General features: G+C 34.1%; 16 protein-coding genes. 8 read left to right on the top strand and 8 right to left on the bottom strand.

Going from position 1 to position 17,492, the window contains the following annotated elements; genetic code table 11:
* Positions 1-121: 121 nt before the first annotated feature.
* From AC0L3Q_RS15330 to AC0L3Q_RS15310, 5 genes are read left to right on the top strand one after another with little or no spacing between them, the layout of a single operon-like run.
* Positions 122-472, top strand: coding sequence for a cupin domain-containing protein (locus tag AC0L3Q_RS15330; protein ID WP_473280694.1), 351 nt, complete (start codon positions 122-124; stop codon positions 470-472).
* An 18-nt stretch (positions 473-490) separates the two neighbouring features.
* Positions 491-658, top strand: coding sequence for a hypothetical protein (locus tag AC0L3Q_RS15325; RefSeq protein ID WP_299606236.1), 168 nt, complete (start codon positions 491-493; stop codon positions 656-658).
* A 48-nt stretch (positions 659-706) separates the two neighbouring features.
* On the top strand, positions 707-976 hold the full coding sequence (locus AC0L3Q_RS15320; protein WP_473280691.1) for a beta-1,6-N-acetylglucosaminyltransferase: 270 nt from the start codon (positions 707-709) through the stop codon (positions 974-976).
* A complete protein-coding gene (locus AC0L3Q_RS15315; RefSeq protein WP_473280688.1) occupies positions 915-1,751 on the top strand; it encodes a beta-1,6-N-acetylglucosaminyltransferase in 837 nt (278 codons plus the stop codon). The genes AC0L3Q_RS15320 and AC0L3Q_RS15315 overlap by 62 nt, the downstream gene beginning before the upstream one ends.
* Positions 1,752-1,760: 9 nt before the next feature.
* Positions 1,761-2,072, top strand: a complete 312-nt coding sequence (locus tag AC0L3Q_RS15310) for a co-chaperone GroES (protein WP_473280685.1) — start codon at positions 1,761-1,763, stop codon at positions 2,070-2,072.
* Between the two features lie 71 nt (positions 2,073-2,143).
* Here AC0L3Q_RS15310 and AC0L3Q_RS15305 read toward each other — a convergent pair whose 3' ends face one another.
* From AC0L3Q_RS15305 to AC0L3Q_RS15295, 3 genes are read right to left on the bottom strand one after another with little or no spacing between them, the layout of a single operon-like run.
* Complete coding sequence (locus AC0L3Q_RS15305; protein ID WP_473280683.1) at positions 2,144-3,937, bottom strand: alanine racemase; 1,794 nt, start codon at positions 3,935-3,937, stop codon at positions 2,144-2,146.
* Positions 3,919-5,010 carry an N-acetyltransferase DgcN family protein gene (locus AC0L3Q_RS15300; protein ID WP_473280680.1) on the bottom strand — a complete coding sequence of 364 codons (1,092 nt, stop codon included), beginning with the start codon at positions 5,008-5,010 and terminating at the stop codon, positions 3,919-3,921. The genes AC0L3Q_RS15305 and AC0L3Q_RS15300 overlap by 19 nt, the downstream gene beginning before the upstream one ends.
* Positions 5,011-5,052: 42 nt before the next feature.
* A complete protein-coding gene (locus tag AC0L3Q_RS15295) occupies positions 5,053-5,235 on the bottom strand; it encodes a hypothetical protein (RefSeq protein WP_473280678.1) in 183 nt (60 codons plus the stop codon).
* A gap of 1,098 nt (positions 5,236-6,333) precedes the next feature.
* On the opposite strand from AC0L3Q_RS15295, the gene AC0L3Q_RS15290 reads away from it, so the two are divergent.
* A complete protein-coding gene (locus tag AC0L3Q_RS15290) occupies positions 6,334-7,914 on the top strand; it encodes an IS1182 family transposase (RefSeq protein WP_473286891.1) in 1,581 nt (526 codons plus the stop codon).
* 86 nt (positions 7,915-8,000) lie between these two features.
* Here the strand turns inward: AC0L3Q_RS15290 and AC0L3Q_RS15285 are convergent, their stop codons facing one another.
* From AC0L3Q_RS15285 to AC0L3Q_RS15270, 4 genes are all read right to left on the bottom strand, one after another.
* Positions 8,001-8,555: a dihydrofolate reductase family protein gene (locus tag AC0L3Q_RS15285; RefSeq protein WP_473280676.1), complete on the bottom strand. Its 555-nt coding sequence runs from the start codon at positions 8,553-8,555 to the stop codon at positions 8,001-8,003.
* Between the two features lie 143 nt (positions 8,556-8,698).
* Positions 8,699-9,766, bottom strand: coding sequence for a ribosome small subunit-dependent GTPase A (rsgA, locus tag AC0L3Q_RS15280; protein WP_473280674.1), 1,068 nt, complete (start codon positions 9,764-9,766; stop codon positions 8,699-8,701).
* Positions 9,767-9,795: 29 nt separating this feature from the next.
* On the bottom strand, positions 9,796-10,524 hold the full coding sequence (locus AC0L3Q_RS15275; RefSeq protein WP_473280671.1) for an MBL fold metallo-hydrolase: 729 nt from the start codon (positions 10,522-10,524) through the stop codon (positions 9,796-9,798).
* 127 nt (positions 10,525-10,651) lie between these two features.
* A complete protein-coding gene (locus AC0L3Q_RS15270) occupies positions 10,652-11,191 on the bottom strand; it encodes a TetR/AcrR family transcriptional regulator (RefSeq protein WP_473280669.1) in 540 nt (179 codons plus the stop codon).
* Between the two features lie 523 nt (positions 11,192-11,714).
* Between AC0L3Q_RS15270 and AC0L3Q_RS15265 the strand changes: the two genes are divergently transcribed.
* Both AC0L3Q_RS15265 and AC0L3Q_RS15260 read left to right on the top strand, forming a co-directional pair.
* On the top strand, positions 11,715-14,144 hold the full coding sequence (locus AC0L3Q_RS15265) for a hypothetical protein (RefSeq protein ID WP_473280667.1): 2,430 nt from the start codon (positions 11,715-11,717) through the stop codon (positions 14,142-14,144).
* A 380-nt stretch (positions 14,145-14,524) separates the two neighbouring features.
* Entirely contained in the window at positions 14,525-16,105 is a 1,581-nt protein-coding gene (locus tag AC0L3Q_RS15260; protein WP_473286891.1) for an IS1182 family transposase, read from the top strand.
* A gap of 83 nt (positions 16,106-16,188) precedes the next feature.
* On the opposite strand, the gene AC0L3Q_RS15255 is transcribed toward AC0L3Q_RS15260, so the two are convergent.
* Positions 16,189-17,436 (bottom strand): serine hydrolase domain-containing protein, encoded by a 1,248-nt coding sequence (locus AC0L3Q_RS15255; protein ID WP_473280665.1) that lies wholly within the window; start codon positions 17,434-17,436, stop codon positions 16,189-16,191.
* Between the last annotated feature and the right edge of the window lie 56 nt (positions 17,437-17,492).

The following is a 17,492-nucleotide window of genomic DNA, read 5'->3' as shown; positions in this document are numbered from 1 at the left end:
GAAAGAAAAGAGAGCTGCAAAAGCTGCAAAAAGAAAAGAGAAAAGGAGTGAGGAATAAATAGTACTATCAAAATGTAGCTAATGTATTCTAGTTTAACATTAATCTTCTATAATATCATTTATGAAAAATCAAGAATTAGAAAAATCCTTTAAGCATAAATTGGTGGATACTATTGATTATGTGCCTGGATCTGTGGTGATGAAAGCAATTCTAAAGAAAAAAACAGGAATCGTAGCCATATCATCATTTGATAGTGGAGAAGCATTGACTTCTAAAACTTCTCCTTTTGACAATCTTATACAAATTATAGATGGAGAAGCTGAGATTATTATTAATGAACAGTCAAATATCATTGAAACAGGTCACGCAATCATTATCCCTGCTCATACAAGAAATATAGTAATGGCAAATAAACGATTTAAAATGATATCGATTATCATTAAAAGTGGTTATGAAGACGTAAGTATCTAAAATTTGAAAACAAAGTATATGGAAAGGCAAGAAAGTAAATTCAAACCAGGCGATACTGTTTATGCCAAAGTAAACCCTGAAGTTAAATTGATTGTACGATTATATTACCGGAGGATATACTATTGCAAATTTGCCGAAGATCCAGAGAAAAAAGAGGTTGTGTTTTTTGAAAGAGAGCTTTTATAATCATATTTATTAAGACAAAAGTTGAACACTAAACAAGACACCTACTAAATGACACAACGATTAGATATAACAAAAACTCAAAATCTTCATTTTAGTATTTTAGAAAGAAGACCAAAAATTGCTTATTTTATTAAGGTTCATAGTTGCCCTCAACAGTTTAAGAGATTGTTTAAAGCTATTTATCATCCCGAAAATCATTACTTAATTCATATCAATCAAAAAACTGACAGCAATATAAAAGAAGATATTATTTTTTTTGGCAGATTATTCCAACTCTTATTTACTGAAAAGTACAATTATAGAGATAAGAAAATATAATATTGTTCAATCTCAACTTAATGGGATGAAATATCTCCTGAACCGTTGTCTGAAATGGGATTTTTTTATTAATCTAAGCGAACAGGATTTTCCTTTGAAATCCCAAGATGCTATTCTTGATTTCTTACACAGGAATAGAGGGAAAAACTTCATAAAAATGGTTAGTCAAGTTAGAGGCGGGACTGATACGATGAACCGTATAGAAAATTATTTTCAAGGCATTGATATTGGTTTCCTGAGCATACCCTTTAAAAAATCTTTCATGAAAAACGTGATTCCATATGTTGGGGAACAATGGATGATCCTGTCCAGAACATGTTGTGAATTTATCTGTCATAGCCCCGAAGTTAAAAAATTTGAAGATTTCTATTATAACATACTAAATGCCGACAAATCATTTTTTCAGACCGTACTGATGAATACGTCATTTAAAGAAATAGTTGTAAACAATGATAAAAGAGCTGTTATATGGATAGCTGATGGAGATGTAAAGTTGAAACCAAAAACCTTAACAGAATCTGATTTTGACTTTTTAATGCAAGAAGAAAATTTATTTGCCCGAAAATTTGACACAAAAGTAGATGAATCTATATTACACCTTTTGGAAGAAGCTTTGAAAGCAGATCAAGTAACAAATAATACCAATGGTATAGATTTTAATCTTGTTTCAACAACTGATATTGAGGTAAGGAAAACAAATAAGACTTTAGATCGGGAGACATTTATAAATTCGCCAGCTCAACTACATAGACGACCACTTAACGGAAGTAAATAATTAATAAAGATGATAGGTAAATTTAAAATACAACCGCTTAGAGATTGGGTCTTGATAAAGGAGGATGTAGCACAGGAAAAACCTGAGGCAGGGATTGTCATCTCTGATACAATTAATAGCAATCAAAAATCTCAAAAAGGAATCATACTGGCAACTGGAAAAGGTAAAAAAGATAAGCCTTTGATTGTAAAGGTTGGGGATCTTGTGTTATTTGAAAGGGAGTCCGGAACAGAAGTCTCTATGGAAGGTGTTAAAATGTTTATTATCAAAGAATCAAACATCTTTGGTATTATTCGACCAACCAATTTGGAAGTCATATAAAAAGATTTAACAGGCTTAGTTTTTAACTACAATGATGAGCCATCCGAGAATTTGAAGATTAATAGATAAACCTAAAGATAAAAAAGTGTTTTATCGAGATGTTGAAAAACAGTTGATTGTATATTCGGTGCTTCTAAAATACCAAAATGAGCGTATTCTTTATTTTTTTCAACAGCCCAGGCAATATTGCCATAGTCAAAATGCCAATACTCTTTATGGTCACATACAAAGTCCTCATCTTCGAAAAGTTTCATAAGAAGCTTTCGATTTTTCTTTGCTTTTTTACTTATATCTGGATGTTTAGGATAACATTTTTCATTTAAATCAATGTGTAATCCATCATTGGTTCCAAAATCAAGCACGTATTCCCCACGCAAATCATAAATCAGAGCATCAACAGCTCCTCCGGTTGCATGGGTAGATTGCATTCTTGGTGCAATGAAGTTTGACACTATTTCATTAATTTCTTCTTTGGTTTTTTCCGGATGTTTCTTTTTAATGAAATGGGTCTTTTGATCTGATAGTTTTTGTTGGTGTTCAAATGATCTCCACGCGGATCTAATAATTAGTTTTTTACCCTGATCGTACAGAAGCTTACTAATTCGCCCTATTTTTTTATATACTTCCTTTCTAACCAAATAGCGATAGTTTTTTTGCGGGGACTTTTCGAATATTAGATTAAAGTCAGAATCCTGAAGACTTATCAATGGCGAATTATCCTCCTTGACAGCCATCATCAAGGTTTTCTTTTTGTGCAACCTATCTTTTTCTTCGACTATAAGACAATACTCTCTTGCGCTTATTGGAGTAATGACATTTTTGAAAATATAGGATGAATTCATAGCAGTAGCTAGTGCACCATACTTTAATGTAAATGAAACATTGCTGCCAATTTTTAATTTTTCTTTTTTGGCATTGATAATAATGTGATCTCCACCAGCTCCCAGAATTTCAATATCTAATTTAGGAGTTAACCCTGTCACCATTACATCTTGGACGCCCATGGCTAGTATAGCTCGCGTTATCATACCCTGATCTTTAAATTTTGGCTTGTTACCAAAGGCATCCAAACCGATTTCACCGTTTGGTACTGATCCTTTGTTTTTTAATTCGATGACTTCAGCTACCAACATAAAAGCGTCTTGGTAAAGTTTCGGAATTGGCTTTCCGGTTAAAGGTTCATAGCCTAAAAATATGGACTCTCCAAGTCTCAAATTATTAATCTTACCTACATCATTTGTAGTAGTAAACCAATTATAATTAGCTGAGTTCCCCCCTGAGATGATAGATAACTTTATGTTAAACTTTTTCTCAATATTAATAGCAATTGCAGATAATGTGTCCATTTTTTCTGCAGTAGGCTTAACTCCTGAAAAACAAGCAAGATTTGTACCTATACCTTCGAGTTTAATACCTTTTAAGGTCAATACTTTTTTGATAGTATTTTCTAACTGCGATGGTAATATACCTTCACGTAAATCCCCTAATTCTACCATAAGTATGATTTTATGGATCTTACGGTGTAGGATAGCAAATTCTGAAAGTTTTTTTATTACAGATAACTCAGAATTTAGACTGATATCAGTATATAATACTACTGATTCTGTTTGACTGATCATTGGGGTTCTAATCAACAAGAAATTTGCTTTAACTCCAGCAATACGCATTTTTTTGATATTTGATATTCTTGAATCGGCAAGAATTTTAACTCCACTCTTCACCAAAATATTAGCAATATGATGATCTGCGCAAACTCCTTTAGTAACAGCAATTATGTCTATACCTTTTGACTGAAAAATAGAGGTTAAAATCTTAGCATTATGAGCAATTTTACTAAGATTAATATCTATTCTTGGGATTGACATAGTAGTGGGTTGACACGAATTAAATCAGGAAATATTTCTTGAAGTTTTTCTACCAGCTTACTGCAGTCGTTTTTCAGGACATCAGTAACAGGTAATTGATATTTTTCTTCATAAGCCTTTGTTACATTTTCAACTTCTTGGTCATTCATATCTTCATGATTGATTGTTATTGCAATAACCTTGGATCCAGAGAAGGTTTCTAACATTTTTATTTCACTCTCAAGTGTGGGCATTGGAATTTCCGGAAAATCACACCTGGTGCGTCTTTTTGGTGGATGCTGAAGGATAATAGCCTTTGGCATAGCACCTCGGAGGATTGCACTTGAAGAGGTAAATGCGGGATGACTAAGGGCTCCTTGCCCCTCTACTACGATTATATCAGGTTGTTCTTTAATTGCTTCTAGAATAGCATTTTCTACTTCTCCTGTAGCAAAGCCAGAACTTAGAACATCTATGGCAATACCATATTTTGAACCTTGAAGTATTCCTGTTTGGCCTGTAGTTATAAAGATGGCGTTCAAACCTCCATTTTTCAGCGCTTCTACCAATTTAAGTGCAGTGGTTCGCTTGCCAACTGCGCAATCTGTTCCGGATATCTTTATTATTGGTGTTTGAACATTTCTTATTTTGCCTGTAAAGAGGTGAAGATTTTCTTTAGGGGGTGGTTTTCTTACATCAAAAATAGATACATTATATTTTTTTGAGAGACGAATACAAACTTCATTATCTGATAGAAACTCAGGAAGTCCACTTACAATATGCATCCCAGCTTTAATAGCAGTGTAAATAATTTTTCTCTCTTCATCACTAAGTAAGGGCTGGAGAGGAGCAATTCCGTAGATAAAATATTCTGGAATACTATCCAACATTTCGATAGCTTGATTGAAATTCTGGAATATTGGTATTTCATTTTTGATTCCATCTAAATATTCTCCTGCATCAAGACCTGATTTTGTGCTATCAATTATACCAGCAATTTTATACTTGTCTGAATGTCGGACAAGACCGTTTGCTACTTTGCCATCCAATTTGCCAAGTTCATTTTCGCAGTAGACAATTGCTGATGTTTTCATAATTTGTGTGATTTAATATAAAAAATGGATTTCAGGAAGAGTTTAACTTCCTATCAATGCTCTGGCGGTCAAACCTAATTCCCATCTATCGGGGTCATTTTGAAATCCGCAGTAATAAACCCCACCAATATATCTCCGAACGATTAGGGAAATATTGGGATTTATTTTAGTGAATACTGTATCTCCTATTTTATATTTACCGATTACCTTATTATCAAGTTTCATATTTACTATACTATAATTTTTTAATACTTCATTTAATAAGATTTGATCCTTACTAGTCTTATCCTTAGAATTGTTAAGTTTCTTTAAATTCCGGAGATTACATAAGCACAGAAATAATCGCCGGAACCTAAAGTTTTATTAGTGAATTACTAATAAAAAGAAACAGAAAAATGATTCAAGAGTATTTTCTTGTACAATACCTAATTTACCCCTAAGAATTATTTTTTACTTTTTTTCGAGTTATAGTCTTTTCGTTGAAAAGGAACTGTATAACAAATCTCTATATAAATTCTTTATCGTTTGAATTTTGAAACAATAAAGTAAATTGTTGAGATAAAGGTCTTTATAATTAACGGATAAGAGGTTGTATAATAAGAGTTGAATGTTACATAAATCACAGGTTTTAGATTTTTAATATGGCTATCCATTATCTTTTATTAAGAACGATGCTGCAAGAGCTGAATAAAATTGTTTTACTAATGATGCAATCCCTAACATGATAATCAAATCGAATCTCGTAAGGATTCTAGGACTCCGGATAAATATAATTTATCGCTTTCTAACTGTAGAACAAAAACGACCAGCGATTATATTGTTTTGTAAGGTATTGTAAAGAATCGTATCGAGAACGCTATAGGCTTTGATGAAACTGAACTTATTAATGATAGTAGCAATGATGTAACTTCTTCAGACGCAAATCATCAACTAAACAAAAGGTGTTTTGAATTTAAAATTAGGAGAGCAGAGGTTTTAGAAGGTTAGCTTTTTATTAGTTTTGTGACCCTTTTCTTACTTAACAATACAGTAAGTAACAAAGTTATATTTCATAGGGAATTACAGAGATTCAGGCCTGCTTTTGATGTGCTAAAACATCTAGAAAACGTAAAAAACATATCGGACCCTTATGAAAGTGACAAAAAGGTTCTTCCAATTATTCACTTTCTTCCATTATGCTTAGAAATCAGCCTTTGATTAATACTTTTATTTTGGTGTGACATAAAACCACAATGAATTATAGCCATTGTGCCTGTTGCACAAGTTAACAAAAATGTAAGATAGATTTGTTATTGATTTTGGATTGGTATGTTATCTTTAGTTATGCAAGGCAAGAAAATATACCAAGAAAAGCTCTTCAATCAATTTCAGCTTAGTGATCGTGTTCCATTACATAATTTTTACAGACGTCTCAAGGATTTTTTGGATCTTCAGTTTTTATACGGATTAACTCAAGAGTATTATGGATCTAGCGGTCAAAAAAGTATTGATCCCGTTGTATTCTTTAAACTATGTTTAGTGGGGTATTTAGAAAATATCATCAGTGATCGTAAACTTATGGATCATTGTAGTATGCGATTGGATATTTTATATTTTATCGGCTATGATATAGATGAAGAGCTTCCTTGGCATTCTACTATTAGCCGAACACGACAACTATTTCCGGAATCAGTTTTTGAACAGGTATTTACTCATATTTTCGAGATGTGTGTTAGTAAAGGTATGGTAAAAGGCAATACTCAAGCCATTGACTCAGCTCCGATAAAGGCAAATGCAAGCATGGATACTTTGGAGTTAAAAGTTCCAGAGCAGGATCTAACAGCTCATCTAGCGGATATTCGTCATATTAGCAACCGTGATAAAGATACTTTTCGCAAAGCCAAAGAAAACAAAGCGAGTAAGGAACAGCGGGGTATTACTGCCAGCGATAAAGAGCTTAAAGAGATAGAGAGCCGCACTGGCAACTGGAGTACGCATCAAAATCATCGGCCTGGAGCTGGTAATAAAGGTAGTCGTTACACCAGTAACAAAACACATTATAGTCCGACCGATCCTGATGCGCGTATAAGCGTAAAACCTGGTAAGGCTAGAAAACTTAATTACTGTAGCCAACTAAGTGTAGATACGGCTAACCATGTGATCACTGACATCAAGGCTTATCATGCCGATGGGAAAGACAATCAATATCTACAGGATATAGTAGATCGTTTACAACAGCGGTTATGGGGGTCTGGTTTTCAATTGGAAAACGTACTTGCCGACACAGGCTATAGTAGTGGAGAGAACTACGCTTATCTAGAACAAAAAGGGATTATAGGTTATATACCAACACACGGGACCTATAAAGGAGGCCCAGACGGGTTTACTTATGTAGAAGCTAAAGATCATTATATCTGTCCTAACGGATCAGTAGTACCCTTCAAGAAAGTATTTTTGGATCATCGTACCAAGACCAAGAAGAAAGAATACCGTATATCTAGCAAGATATGTAGAGAATGTCCATTATCATCAAGCTGTTTGGGTAAAAGTGCTAAAGAGAAGAAATTTAGTGTTACGTATTACAGAGAGGAATATGAGCGTATTAAGGAGCGATTACAAACCAAAAAAGGCAAACGTATGAAATCCAAACGACAGAGTACTGTTGAGCCAGTGTTTGGAACACTTACCCAATTTATGGGCTTACGGAAAATCAATACGATCGGGATTAGGCAGGCTAATAAAGTGATGCACCTATCAGCAACTGCCTACAATTTGAAGAAGTACCTGAAATTTGTAGAAAAACAGTTAAAAAGTGGAGCAGGAGCTGCACGCTGCTTTTTGAGAATCAAAAACATCTTTCCTTGCTTTATAAAACTGTATATAAGCCATTATAATTTTATTCCTTATAAGATAACAACAAAATAAAAACGCTCTTAAAAGAGCGCATTTAGGGTCAATTATTTGAAAAATATTGGCTTGTGCAACGGTTACCATTGTTAGCTACGGTTTTTTTATTTCTTATTTATCTCATACACCATTTCAACCATTCCATCTTTAAAGGCAGTTACATCCTTTAAATGCAACGGAATTTCCTTTCCAATGTAGTCGAAGAAAAGTTTTCCATCACCCAAAAGTGTTGGGATTATCGTGATATTTATTTCATCCGCTAATCCAAGTCGTAGAAATTCTTTCGTGAGCATAGTTCCACCAACCATCCAAATGTTTTTGTACTGGTTTTTTAGTTGATCATTTACTATTTTGCTTAAGTGACCTGAAATAAATTGTACATTTTTTTTATCCGATTCAAGTTGTCGTTCGGTTAGAACAAAAACTGGAACTTCTCCATAAGGCCAACCCAATTCAACAGCGTGTTCATAAGTACGAGACCCCATAACATAACAGTCAATAGACTTAAGGAATTCCGAAATATACTCTTTCGTCAGTTCGACACCTTCTTCGTAATTATCTTTTGAGTGCATCCAAGATACACTTCCATCCTTTTTGGCTATAAAACCATCAAGACTGGAAACCATATGGATCGTAATTTTCGAATTTTTGTCTTGCATTTCTCAAATTGTGGGTAATGGTCTAGTGTATGGGCAGTAACGGATTATACGTTTCTGCTTTTCAGACATATAAGATACTATATTTAATGTAAAAACGTTCAAGTTTGCACTTAAACCTCTATTGCTTATACACCGTGTTGTGCTTAGTCCTTATTTGATTTTTTCTTTTTCTTATAGTTTTTTATCATTTTACCAAAATCTTTGTCTTTTCTGCGTTTTTCGACTATGGTTGATTCATAATGTTCTTTTTCTCGTTCCATTTTCAAATAGTTCTCAAAATACGATTTCTCTATCTGATCATTATCTATCGCTAATTGAACCGCACAACCACTTTCAGAGGTGTGAGTACAATCTGAAAATCTACAACTTTGTGCCAAGTCGCATATTTTTTCAAATGTACTTTCTATTCCTACTGAACTATCAGTAATACCGACTTCTCGCATTCCTGGATTGTCAATGAGTATTGCTCCATTTATCATAGGAATTAATTCACGATGTGTTGTAATGTGCTTACCTCTATCAATGCTTTCACTAATAGCGGCTGTTTTCATTCGATTTCCTCCAATCAAGCTGTTAATCAGGGAAGACTTTCCCACACCTGATGAACCGAGAAGACAATATGTCTTTCCTTTATAGAGAAGTTTTTTCAATTTATCTATTCCAACCTTTGTTTCATTACTTACGTGGATCAGAGGAACACTTTCAACTCTGGCTTTTATTTTGCTGAGCAAATCATTCAAGTTCTGTTGGTCCGATAAGTCTGTTTTAGTTATAACAATTATGGGTTCAATCTTGGAAGTGTAGCAAAGGGTTAAATATCGTTCTAATCTGTTAATGTTGAAATCTCTATTTACGGATTGCACAATTAAGCCATAATCGATATTGCTAGCAATTATTTGCAGCTCACCAAATTTGTTAACAGCTTGTCTCGATAGAGTTGAAAACCTAGGTAGAATACTATGAATAATTGCAAAATTGGATTCATGATTCATCAAAGAAACCCAATCACCAACAGCAGGAAAATCTTCACGGCTTTTTGCAGAAAACCTTAAATTCCCTGTGATCTCTGCTTCAAATTCACCTTTTTCATTCTTTACAATATACCTTTCCTTGTGTTCGGCTATTACACGACCAATTTCAAAATCCTCAAGATTATTCTTGAGTCTTAATTTTTGGAAGTAGTCATTATATCCTAAATCTTGAAGTGACACAGTTTCTTTATATTTTTGATAAGATTACGCTAGTTTAACTTAAATACTTTGGTTGTGCTCTTTACCAAAGATTCAAACCGATTCAATTCTTCTACGTTTTTGATTTCATAGTGCATAGGGATAGTAATTTTGGGTCTAATTTTATTTACCATCTTAGCAGCCTCCTTCTCATTCATTGTTAGGTTATCTCCTCCAATGGGAACTAAAGCGATATCAATACTGATTAGTTCTTTCATTTTAGGAAAATAGTCCGTATCGCCTGCATGATAAATTTTTAAACCATTTTTAAATATAATCATATAGCCTACATTTTCTTTCGATTTAGGGTGCGCTTTGATCCATAAAAAAACTGATTTTGTATTGTATGCAAAAGTTGTCTCAATACTAAAGTCGTCAAATTCTAATTGTTGATGAGGCTTTACGACTTTGATTTTATTTTTGATACCTATCAGCTTTTTTGAAACTCCTTTAGAACAAATAATCTTTGTTTCAACCTTTAGAAGCTTTTTAATATCCTTCAAAGAGAAATGGTCTGGATGAGCATGAGTTATCAAAATATAATCTGCTTGCTCTGCATTCTCAATTCCTACGGGGTCGATGTAGATAACCTTGTCATCAACCTTCATTTGAAAGCTTGAAGGAAAAAAGTGTGACTTGTTTACTTTGATTGCTCCCCAAGTTGTTAGAGTCATATTTTCTCCAATAGTTACTTTTTGAGGTATTGGATTTCTTTTTTCGCTTATTGTTACCTTTACCATTGTGCATGCTTGATTAACTATTAACACTATACAAAGCATCAAAACGTATAATCTATTAAATCCCATTTGAAGCCTATCTTTTGGGCAAAAATAGAGAGCCTGAATATCAAATTTTAGACGCTACCGTCTATTTGGATTGTTTAAAAAGGAATACCATTTGCCGAATATTCGCAAAATATGCCTTTAGCCACGATTCGTTCAGAGTTTCCTCTGTGATCTGAAGATAAAAATTTTCCAAGCTAAGATGTAAAACCATTTGTGCTAAAGCACCATTCTCCGATAAGGAAATGATGTTTTTCCAAACTGGAAGTAACCCATGAACAGAAAATTGAAGAATGTGATTGAGATATTCTTTAAATTCAGGGTGGTTTCTATGAATTCTTAGTTGACGATTAAATAATAAATCGATTTTGTGTTCAAGAATAATCGCTATTAATTCCTTCTCGTTCTTTGCGGCTGACTCTAGTTTTGAAATGGCTTTTGCCTTTCTTAAGTGAAATTTTAATAGTCTTTCTGTAAAAACTTCTAAGTCAGCAAAGAAATGATAGAAGGAAGATTTATTTTTTCCTACTTCTTTGGCAAGTCTTTCTATCTTAAGTCCTTTAGGACCTTCAAAAGCAAAATACTTATAGCCTTTTTCTAGCCATATTTTTTCTGCCTCTTTCATTTATAAACAAAGAAATACTTTAGCTGATTAATATTCATTGTGTGAGGTTGTATTAAGCACAACGTATGTATATAGTTACTAAAGGTAACTATATTTCTTATATATGATGTTGTAATTTTTTGCAACTAATTGTAAGTATTTATAAACGCTTAAATGTTACCCTAAAAACTCAAAAACGATCGACAATTTAATTTAACTACGCATCATCATCTTAATGCAGTGGGAGTAATCAATATTGCTTCAGAGAAAATTAATAATTCGGTTCTAAAAAGGATAGAAGTTGATGATTCATTGATGTTCTATGTTATGTTTTGTTGTTCCCTTACACAAGGATGTTTTTAAAATTTGAATGAGGTGTAGGTCTTTAGGGATCTGAATCTAAACCCAGTATATTTCCCAGTTTTTGGAATTTAGGTATTTCTACTTACAAACAATACAAAACATGTTGATAAATTTAATGTCCCCTACAGTCACAATGAATTAATAGTTAACAATTTAATTAATTTTTTTAAACACAATCATCATGGAAGAAAAAGAGCAAAACACAATTGACTTACCTGTAAAAAGTAAGAAAAAAAGGATCGATAATCGATTAATTAAAGAAAGTAAAAAAACTTCTAGTAATATTTTGTCGAATGGAGAAAGAAGTATAGAAGAAGAGCCAGAACCAACAAATTTTACGGCCGTCCTTTATGATGGGATAGTGAATGCGGTCGGGAACAATAATCCCTACCAAATGTTTTCCTTAAACTGGCCAGCAACAGTACTCGATGAAGGAGCATTAAATTGGGATGCAAAGGCAACGGATTATGTAATGCCTGCAGATGTTAGAGCATTGACCTCTCAATTGTTAGACACCTATATCCCACCATCTCCTATTAGCCAAACAGATGGAAGCCGTGTATCTGATCGATATATGAATGCAATAAATGGTCTTGGTCCTATTCCAAATTCTGAACTCATTAACTTGCAAAAGATCATTCGAGATAAGCTACAACAGACCATTGTAATTAATGAAAATGGAGAACAGCTAGAAATTACCGTAACTCAATGGTTTGATAAATTATATTCAAAATACTTGTCGGCCAAGAAATCATGGGACAAAGCACAAACCGAAGAACGCGCACGTATAACATCTCAATATCCTAATCAACCGGATAAGCAAAATAATGCTTATCTGGAGTGGTACAATATCAACGCACGAAGTTTTTTGAATGCAATCAATGAAGCACATCAAAATCTTTTGGCAGAATTTCCTTTACGTGAATGGGAGGCTGCTATTTCTATTCTGGATACCAGTAGCGATCAGGATCTGATGCGGGCAAAAAATCAAATTAGAGATTTTCGTATTCCTATTCCTATAGAATATGGAGGAGGAGAATATGCGCCATCAACTGCTGTACCGTTAACCTGGTCAACAGATTTAAAAACTACCGTCGGGAAGTTAGATATGCTTTCTACTCCAGCAGCGCGTTTTCAGGATATATCAACCAGTATTAGAGCTTTACAATCCGAAGTCCAGGCCTGGTCTGCAATCATGCCAGATATTACAGATGAAGAAACAAAAACACGCCTTGCAGAGTTTAGAGCAGCTTTAGAAACATTTTCTCAAGAACGTACAACATTAACTCAAAATTGGGGGGAATCGGTATATGTAGTTGTAGAAGCAGTAGCAGCTTATACAACTTCCTTTTCAACAACTACAGAAAAGTTTGTTTCTGCGATGACAAAAACTGCCCAGGGAGATCAAGATTTGACTCAGAACCTTGCTAATGCGATTCATAGCGCATATGGATTAGGTGCAGGAGAAGCTACTTATGCTCGAGTTACTGAGTTGACAGAAAAAATTGTAAACCAACAAAATGGTGTTTGGGCCCAGCAGGAAAAAACGTTGAATGCAGGATCAACACTTGCCGGAGCGGCTACTACTTGGCTTGAATCCCAAGGTAGACAAACAAACATGCAATGGATATTTGGCTACATAGAACAGCTTAAAACCAGACTCGATAACCTTCGTCAAGTACAAGCACAACTGTTACAATCATCTATGGTGATGTGGAAAAAAATGTATGTTCCGGATTATGTGCCAAACGAAGATAATCCTAACGAAACGGTAGCTGCTTATGTTCCGCTAACCAATACTCCGATACCTGAAGAGAATGGAGGAGCTATAACACCACGTAGTGATTATGATAAACTGAATACTCCCGATGCCTATGCTTCTAATAATCCAGATACCTGGACAGAAATTTTGATGACCTTAAAAAAGAGTCAAATGGAGTCAACAGAAAGAATGACGACAACATTTACCAGGAGAGAATGGGGCACAAATTTTTTCTTTGGTTCCTACGGAAGTCAAAAGCAATCACAAACTTCAAATTTTGCCAATGAGTTTATGTCAGAGAAATCCGAAATCCAAATAGGAATGCTCGTTAAAAAAGTAAATATTAGACGTAACTGGATGGATCCGAATATTTTACGAAAAAGCTCTGATTATTTCAGATCTGGTAGCACACTTTTTATGGCTAATAGTAATATCACAACAGAAGAAATTCTTAACGATGAAGATATTCAGGCTCAATTGCAATCCACAATATTACCTTGTTATCCTGTTTCTTTTTTGATTGCTAAAGATGTCTCTATTAAAATGAACTTTGATTTTTCGCATACTGAGCGTATCAAACAATTTGCTAGCTCTACGGCTAGCGCAGGAGGTGGTTTTTTTCTTTTCAATTCTTCATCTGCCAGCAGTTCTAGTGATTCTTCAGAATCTGTTTCTGTTAATGCGGAAGCTGGAGAACTTGTTATTAAATTCAAGTCTCCACAAATCATCGGGTATTATTTAGCACTTTCTCCTCCCGACGAATCGCAGGAGTTAACTCAGCCTTTGGCCGAAGAAATTGCCAACGCAATAAGTTTTCTAAATGCGGTAAAAGAGGTTCATAATGAATAGATCTGGTAAAATGAGACGCAAAAAAGAAGTTTAAAACGTCAGACTATTCGCAGTAAAAAAGGCTTGCTATCTTTTAGGTAGCAGGCTTTTTTTATGATTTTTCAATAGTAATCCCAATGTTCTTTAAAACACATAACAACAAAAATAAAAATGGACAGTATCGTAGCCGTTGCTTATCAGAAGAAAACTCTATTAATTCCTACGCGACCCTCCGAAAAAAATGTCTAATACGAACTGAGCTATTTTATTACAACGTTTAGTATCAGAAACATTGCCATCCTGAAGGGGGATGTTTTTTATACATTGTGCCTGTTGCACAAGTTAACAAAAATGTAAGATAGATTTGTTATTGATTTTGGATTGGTATGTTATCTTTAGTTATGCAAGGCAAGAAAATATACCAAGAAAAGCTCTTCAATCAATTTCAGCTTAGTGATCGTGTTCCATTACATAATTTTTACAGACGTCTCAAGGATTTTTTGGATCTTCAGTTTTTATACGGATTAACTCAAGAGTATTATGGATCTAGCGGTCAAAAAAGTATTGATCCCGTTGTATTCTTTAAACTATGTTTAGTGGGGTATTTAGAAAATATCATCAGTGATCGTAAACTTATGGATCATTGTAGTATGCGATTGGATATTTTATATTTTATCGGCTATGATATAGATGAAGAGCTTCCTTGGCATTCTACTATTAGCCGAACACGACAACTATTTCCGGAATCAGTTTTTGAACAGGTATTTACTCATATTTTCGAGATGTGTGTTAGTAAAGGTATGGTAAAAGGCAATACTCAAGCCATTGACTCAGCTCCGATAAAGGCAAATGCAAGCATGGATACTTTGGAGTTAAAAGTTCCAGAGCAGGATCTAACAGCTCATCTAGCGGATATTCGTCATATTAGCAACCGTGATAAAGATACTTTTCGCAAAGCCAAAGAAAACAAAGCGAGTAAGGAACAGCGGGGTATTACTGCCAGCGATAAAGAGCTTAAAGAGATAGAGAGCCGCACTGGCAACTGGAGTACGCATCAAAATCATCGGCCTGGAGCTGGTAATAAAGGTAGTCGTTACACCAGTAACAAAACACATTATAGTCCGACCGATCCTGATGCGCGTATAAGCGTAAAACCTGGTAAGGCTAGAAAACTTAATTACTGTAGCCAACTAAGTGTAGATACGGCTAACCATGTGATCACTGACATCAAGGCTTATCATGCCGATGGGAAAGACAATCAATATCTACAGGATATAGTAGATCGTTTACAACAGCGGTTATGGGGGTCTGGTTTTCAATTGGAAAACGTACTTGCCGACACAGGCTATAGTAGTGGAGAGAACTACGCTTATCTAGAACAAAAAGGGATTATAGGTTATATACCAACACACGGGACCTATAAAGGAGGCCCAGACGGGTTTACTTATGTAGAAGCTAAAGATCATTATATCTGTCCTAACGGATCAGTAGTACCCTTCAAGAAAGTATTTTTGGATCATCGTACCAAGACCAAGAAGAAAGAATACCGTATATCTAGCAAGATATGTAGAGAATGTCCATTATCATCAAGCTGTTTGGGTAAAAGTGCTAAAGAGAAGAAATTTAGTGTTACGTATTACAGAGAGGAATATGAGCGTATTAAGGAGCGATTACAAACCAAAAAAGGCAAACGTATGAAATCCAAACGACAGAGTACTGTTGAGCCAGTGTTTGGAACACTTACCCAATTTATGGGCTTACGGAAAATCAATACGATCGGGATTAGGCAGGCTAATAAAGTGATGCACCTATCAGCAACTGCCTACAATTTGAAGAAGTACCTGAAATTTGTAGAAAAACAGTTAAAAAGTGGAGCAGGAGCTGCACGCTGCTTTTTGAGAATCAAAAACATCTTTCCTTGCTTTATAAAACTGTATATAAGCCATTATAATTTTATTCCTTATAAGATAACAACAAAATAAAAACGCTCTTAAAAGAGCGCATTTAGGGTCAATTATTTGAAAAATATTGGCTTGTGCAACGGTTACCATTGTTGTACGCAGGTTTATTGGATTAATTTACTTGAATACTCATCTAATTTGTTCATAATTCCAAAATAAGCATCAAATCCTTCTTGATTTTGAATATTCGTATTTACAAATAAAATTCGCCCTATCTTATTTTTTTGATTAAAGAACATTAAAGAAGAAACTCCAGGATCTCCGCCAGTATGACCTATATTATTAAAGGAGGAAAACCCCATAAAAATACCTGAATTATATTCATCATCGTATGGGTTTGTTTTGCCTCTTTCCTCAGTGAAATTTTTACTAGTCAATTGTATTTCAAAAAGTTGCTTGTAATTTTCTTTAGTTAAGATTGTTCCGTTTCCCGAATAGCCTTTAATCAATTCGGTCAAATATTTTCCTAAATCGTTGATGTTGGTTATAAACCCACCGTCTGGATATGTGATTAATGAATAATACGGTAGTTTGGTTTCTGTATTGGAATACAGGGTTGAAACGTTTTCAAAGTTAACAGTTCCATAGCTCCAGCCTGAACTATCCATTTCTAAAGGTTTCAAAATATGTTCGGTCGTGAAATCTGAATATGATTTATTTGATACAATTTCAACAATATAGGCTGCTAGCGTTGCACCAACATTTGTATATTCAAAAAATTGACTTGGTTTGTTTGCTGTAAAAGCATTTTTATCATACCATTTTCCATTTGTGGATAAGTAGTTTTCTAGAAATTCAGATAGAGCAATGTTAGTGTGTTTTGGATTGAAACTTTGAGGAATATTTTCTGATTTTATTAATGTGCTATCTATTTCATCTTTTAGCACATAGGATTTATCCATATAATTTTCAGTATCAATTATCGATGAAGTATGTGTTGCTAATTGTCTTATGGTTATATCCGTATCTGGGAAATTTGGATTTCGAACTTCAAATGGAAGGTATTTGTTTACAGGGTCATCTAAATTCAAAAGACCTTTTTCTTGAGCCTTCATTAAAGCTAATCCAATAAATGTCTTTGAAATAGAAGCTATAGGTTGTAGCGTATTCTCAGTATAAGGTTTTTTGGATTTTACATCTGCAAATCCAAATCCTTTTTTGTACAAAAAACCTGAAGAATCAACAATAGCGACCCCTAATCCATTAAAATAATTTTTATTCAACTTATTTATTTCAATCGCTAGACTGTCCTTTATTGGTTCGTTGTCTGTAATCTCTTTTGCAGTATTTGATTTTTGTTTACAGGAAATAATTAATAAAATTCCTAAAAGTGATAAAAGTATTTTGTTCATTATTTTAAAATCGGATTTTATAGATATTACAGATTTATCTTCTGCTTACGTACAAC

It is taken from the genome of Aquimarina sp. KJ22-3 (assembly GCF_055808215.1).
This window is presented reverse-complemented; position numbering and strand designations above follow the sequence as displayed.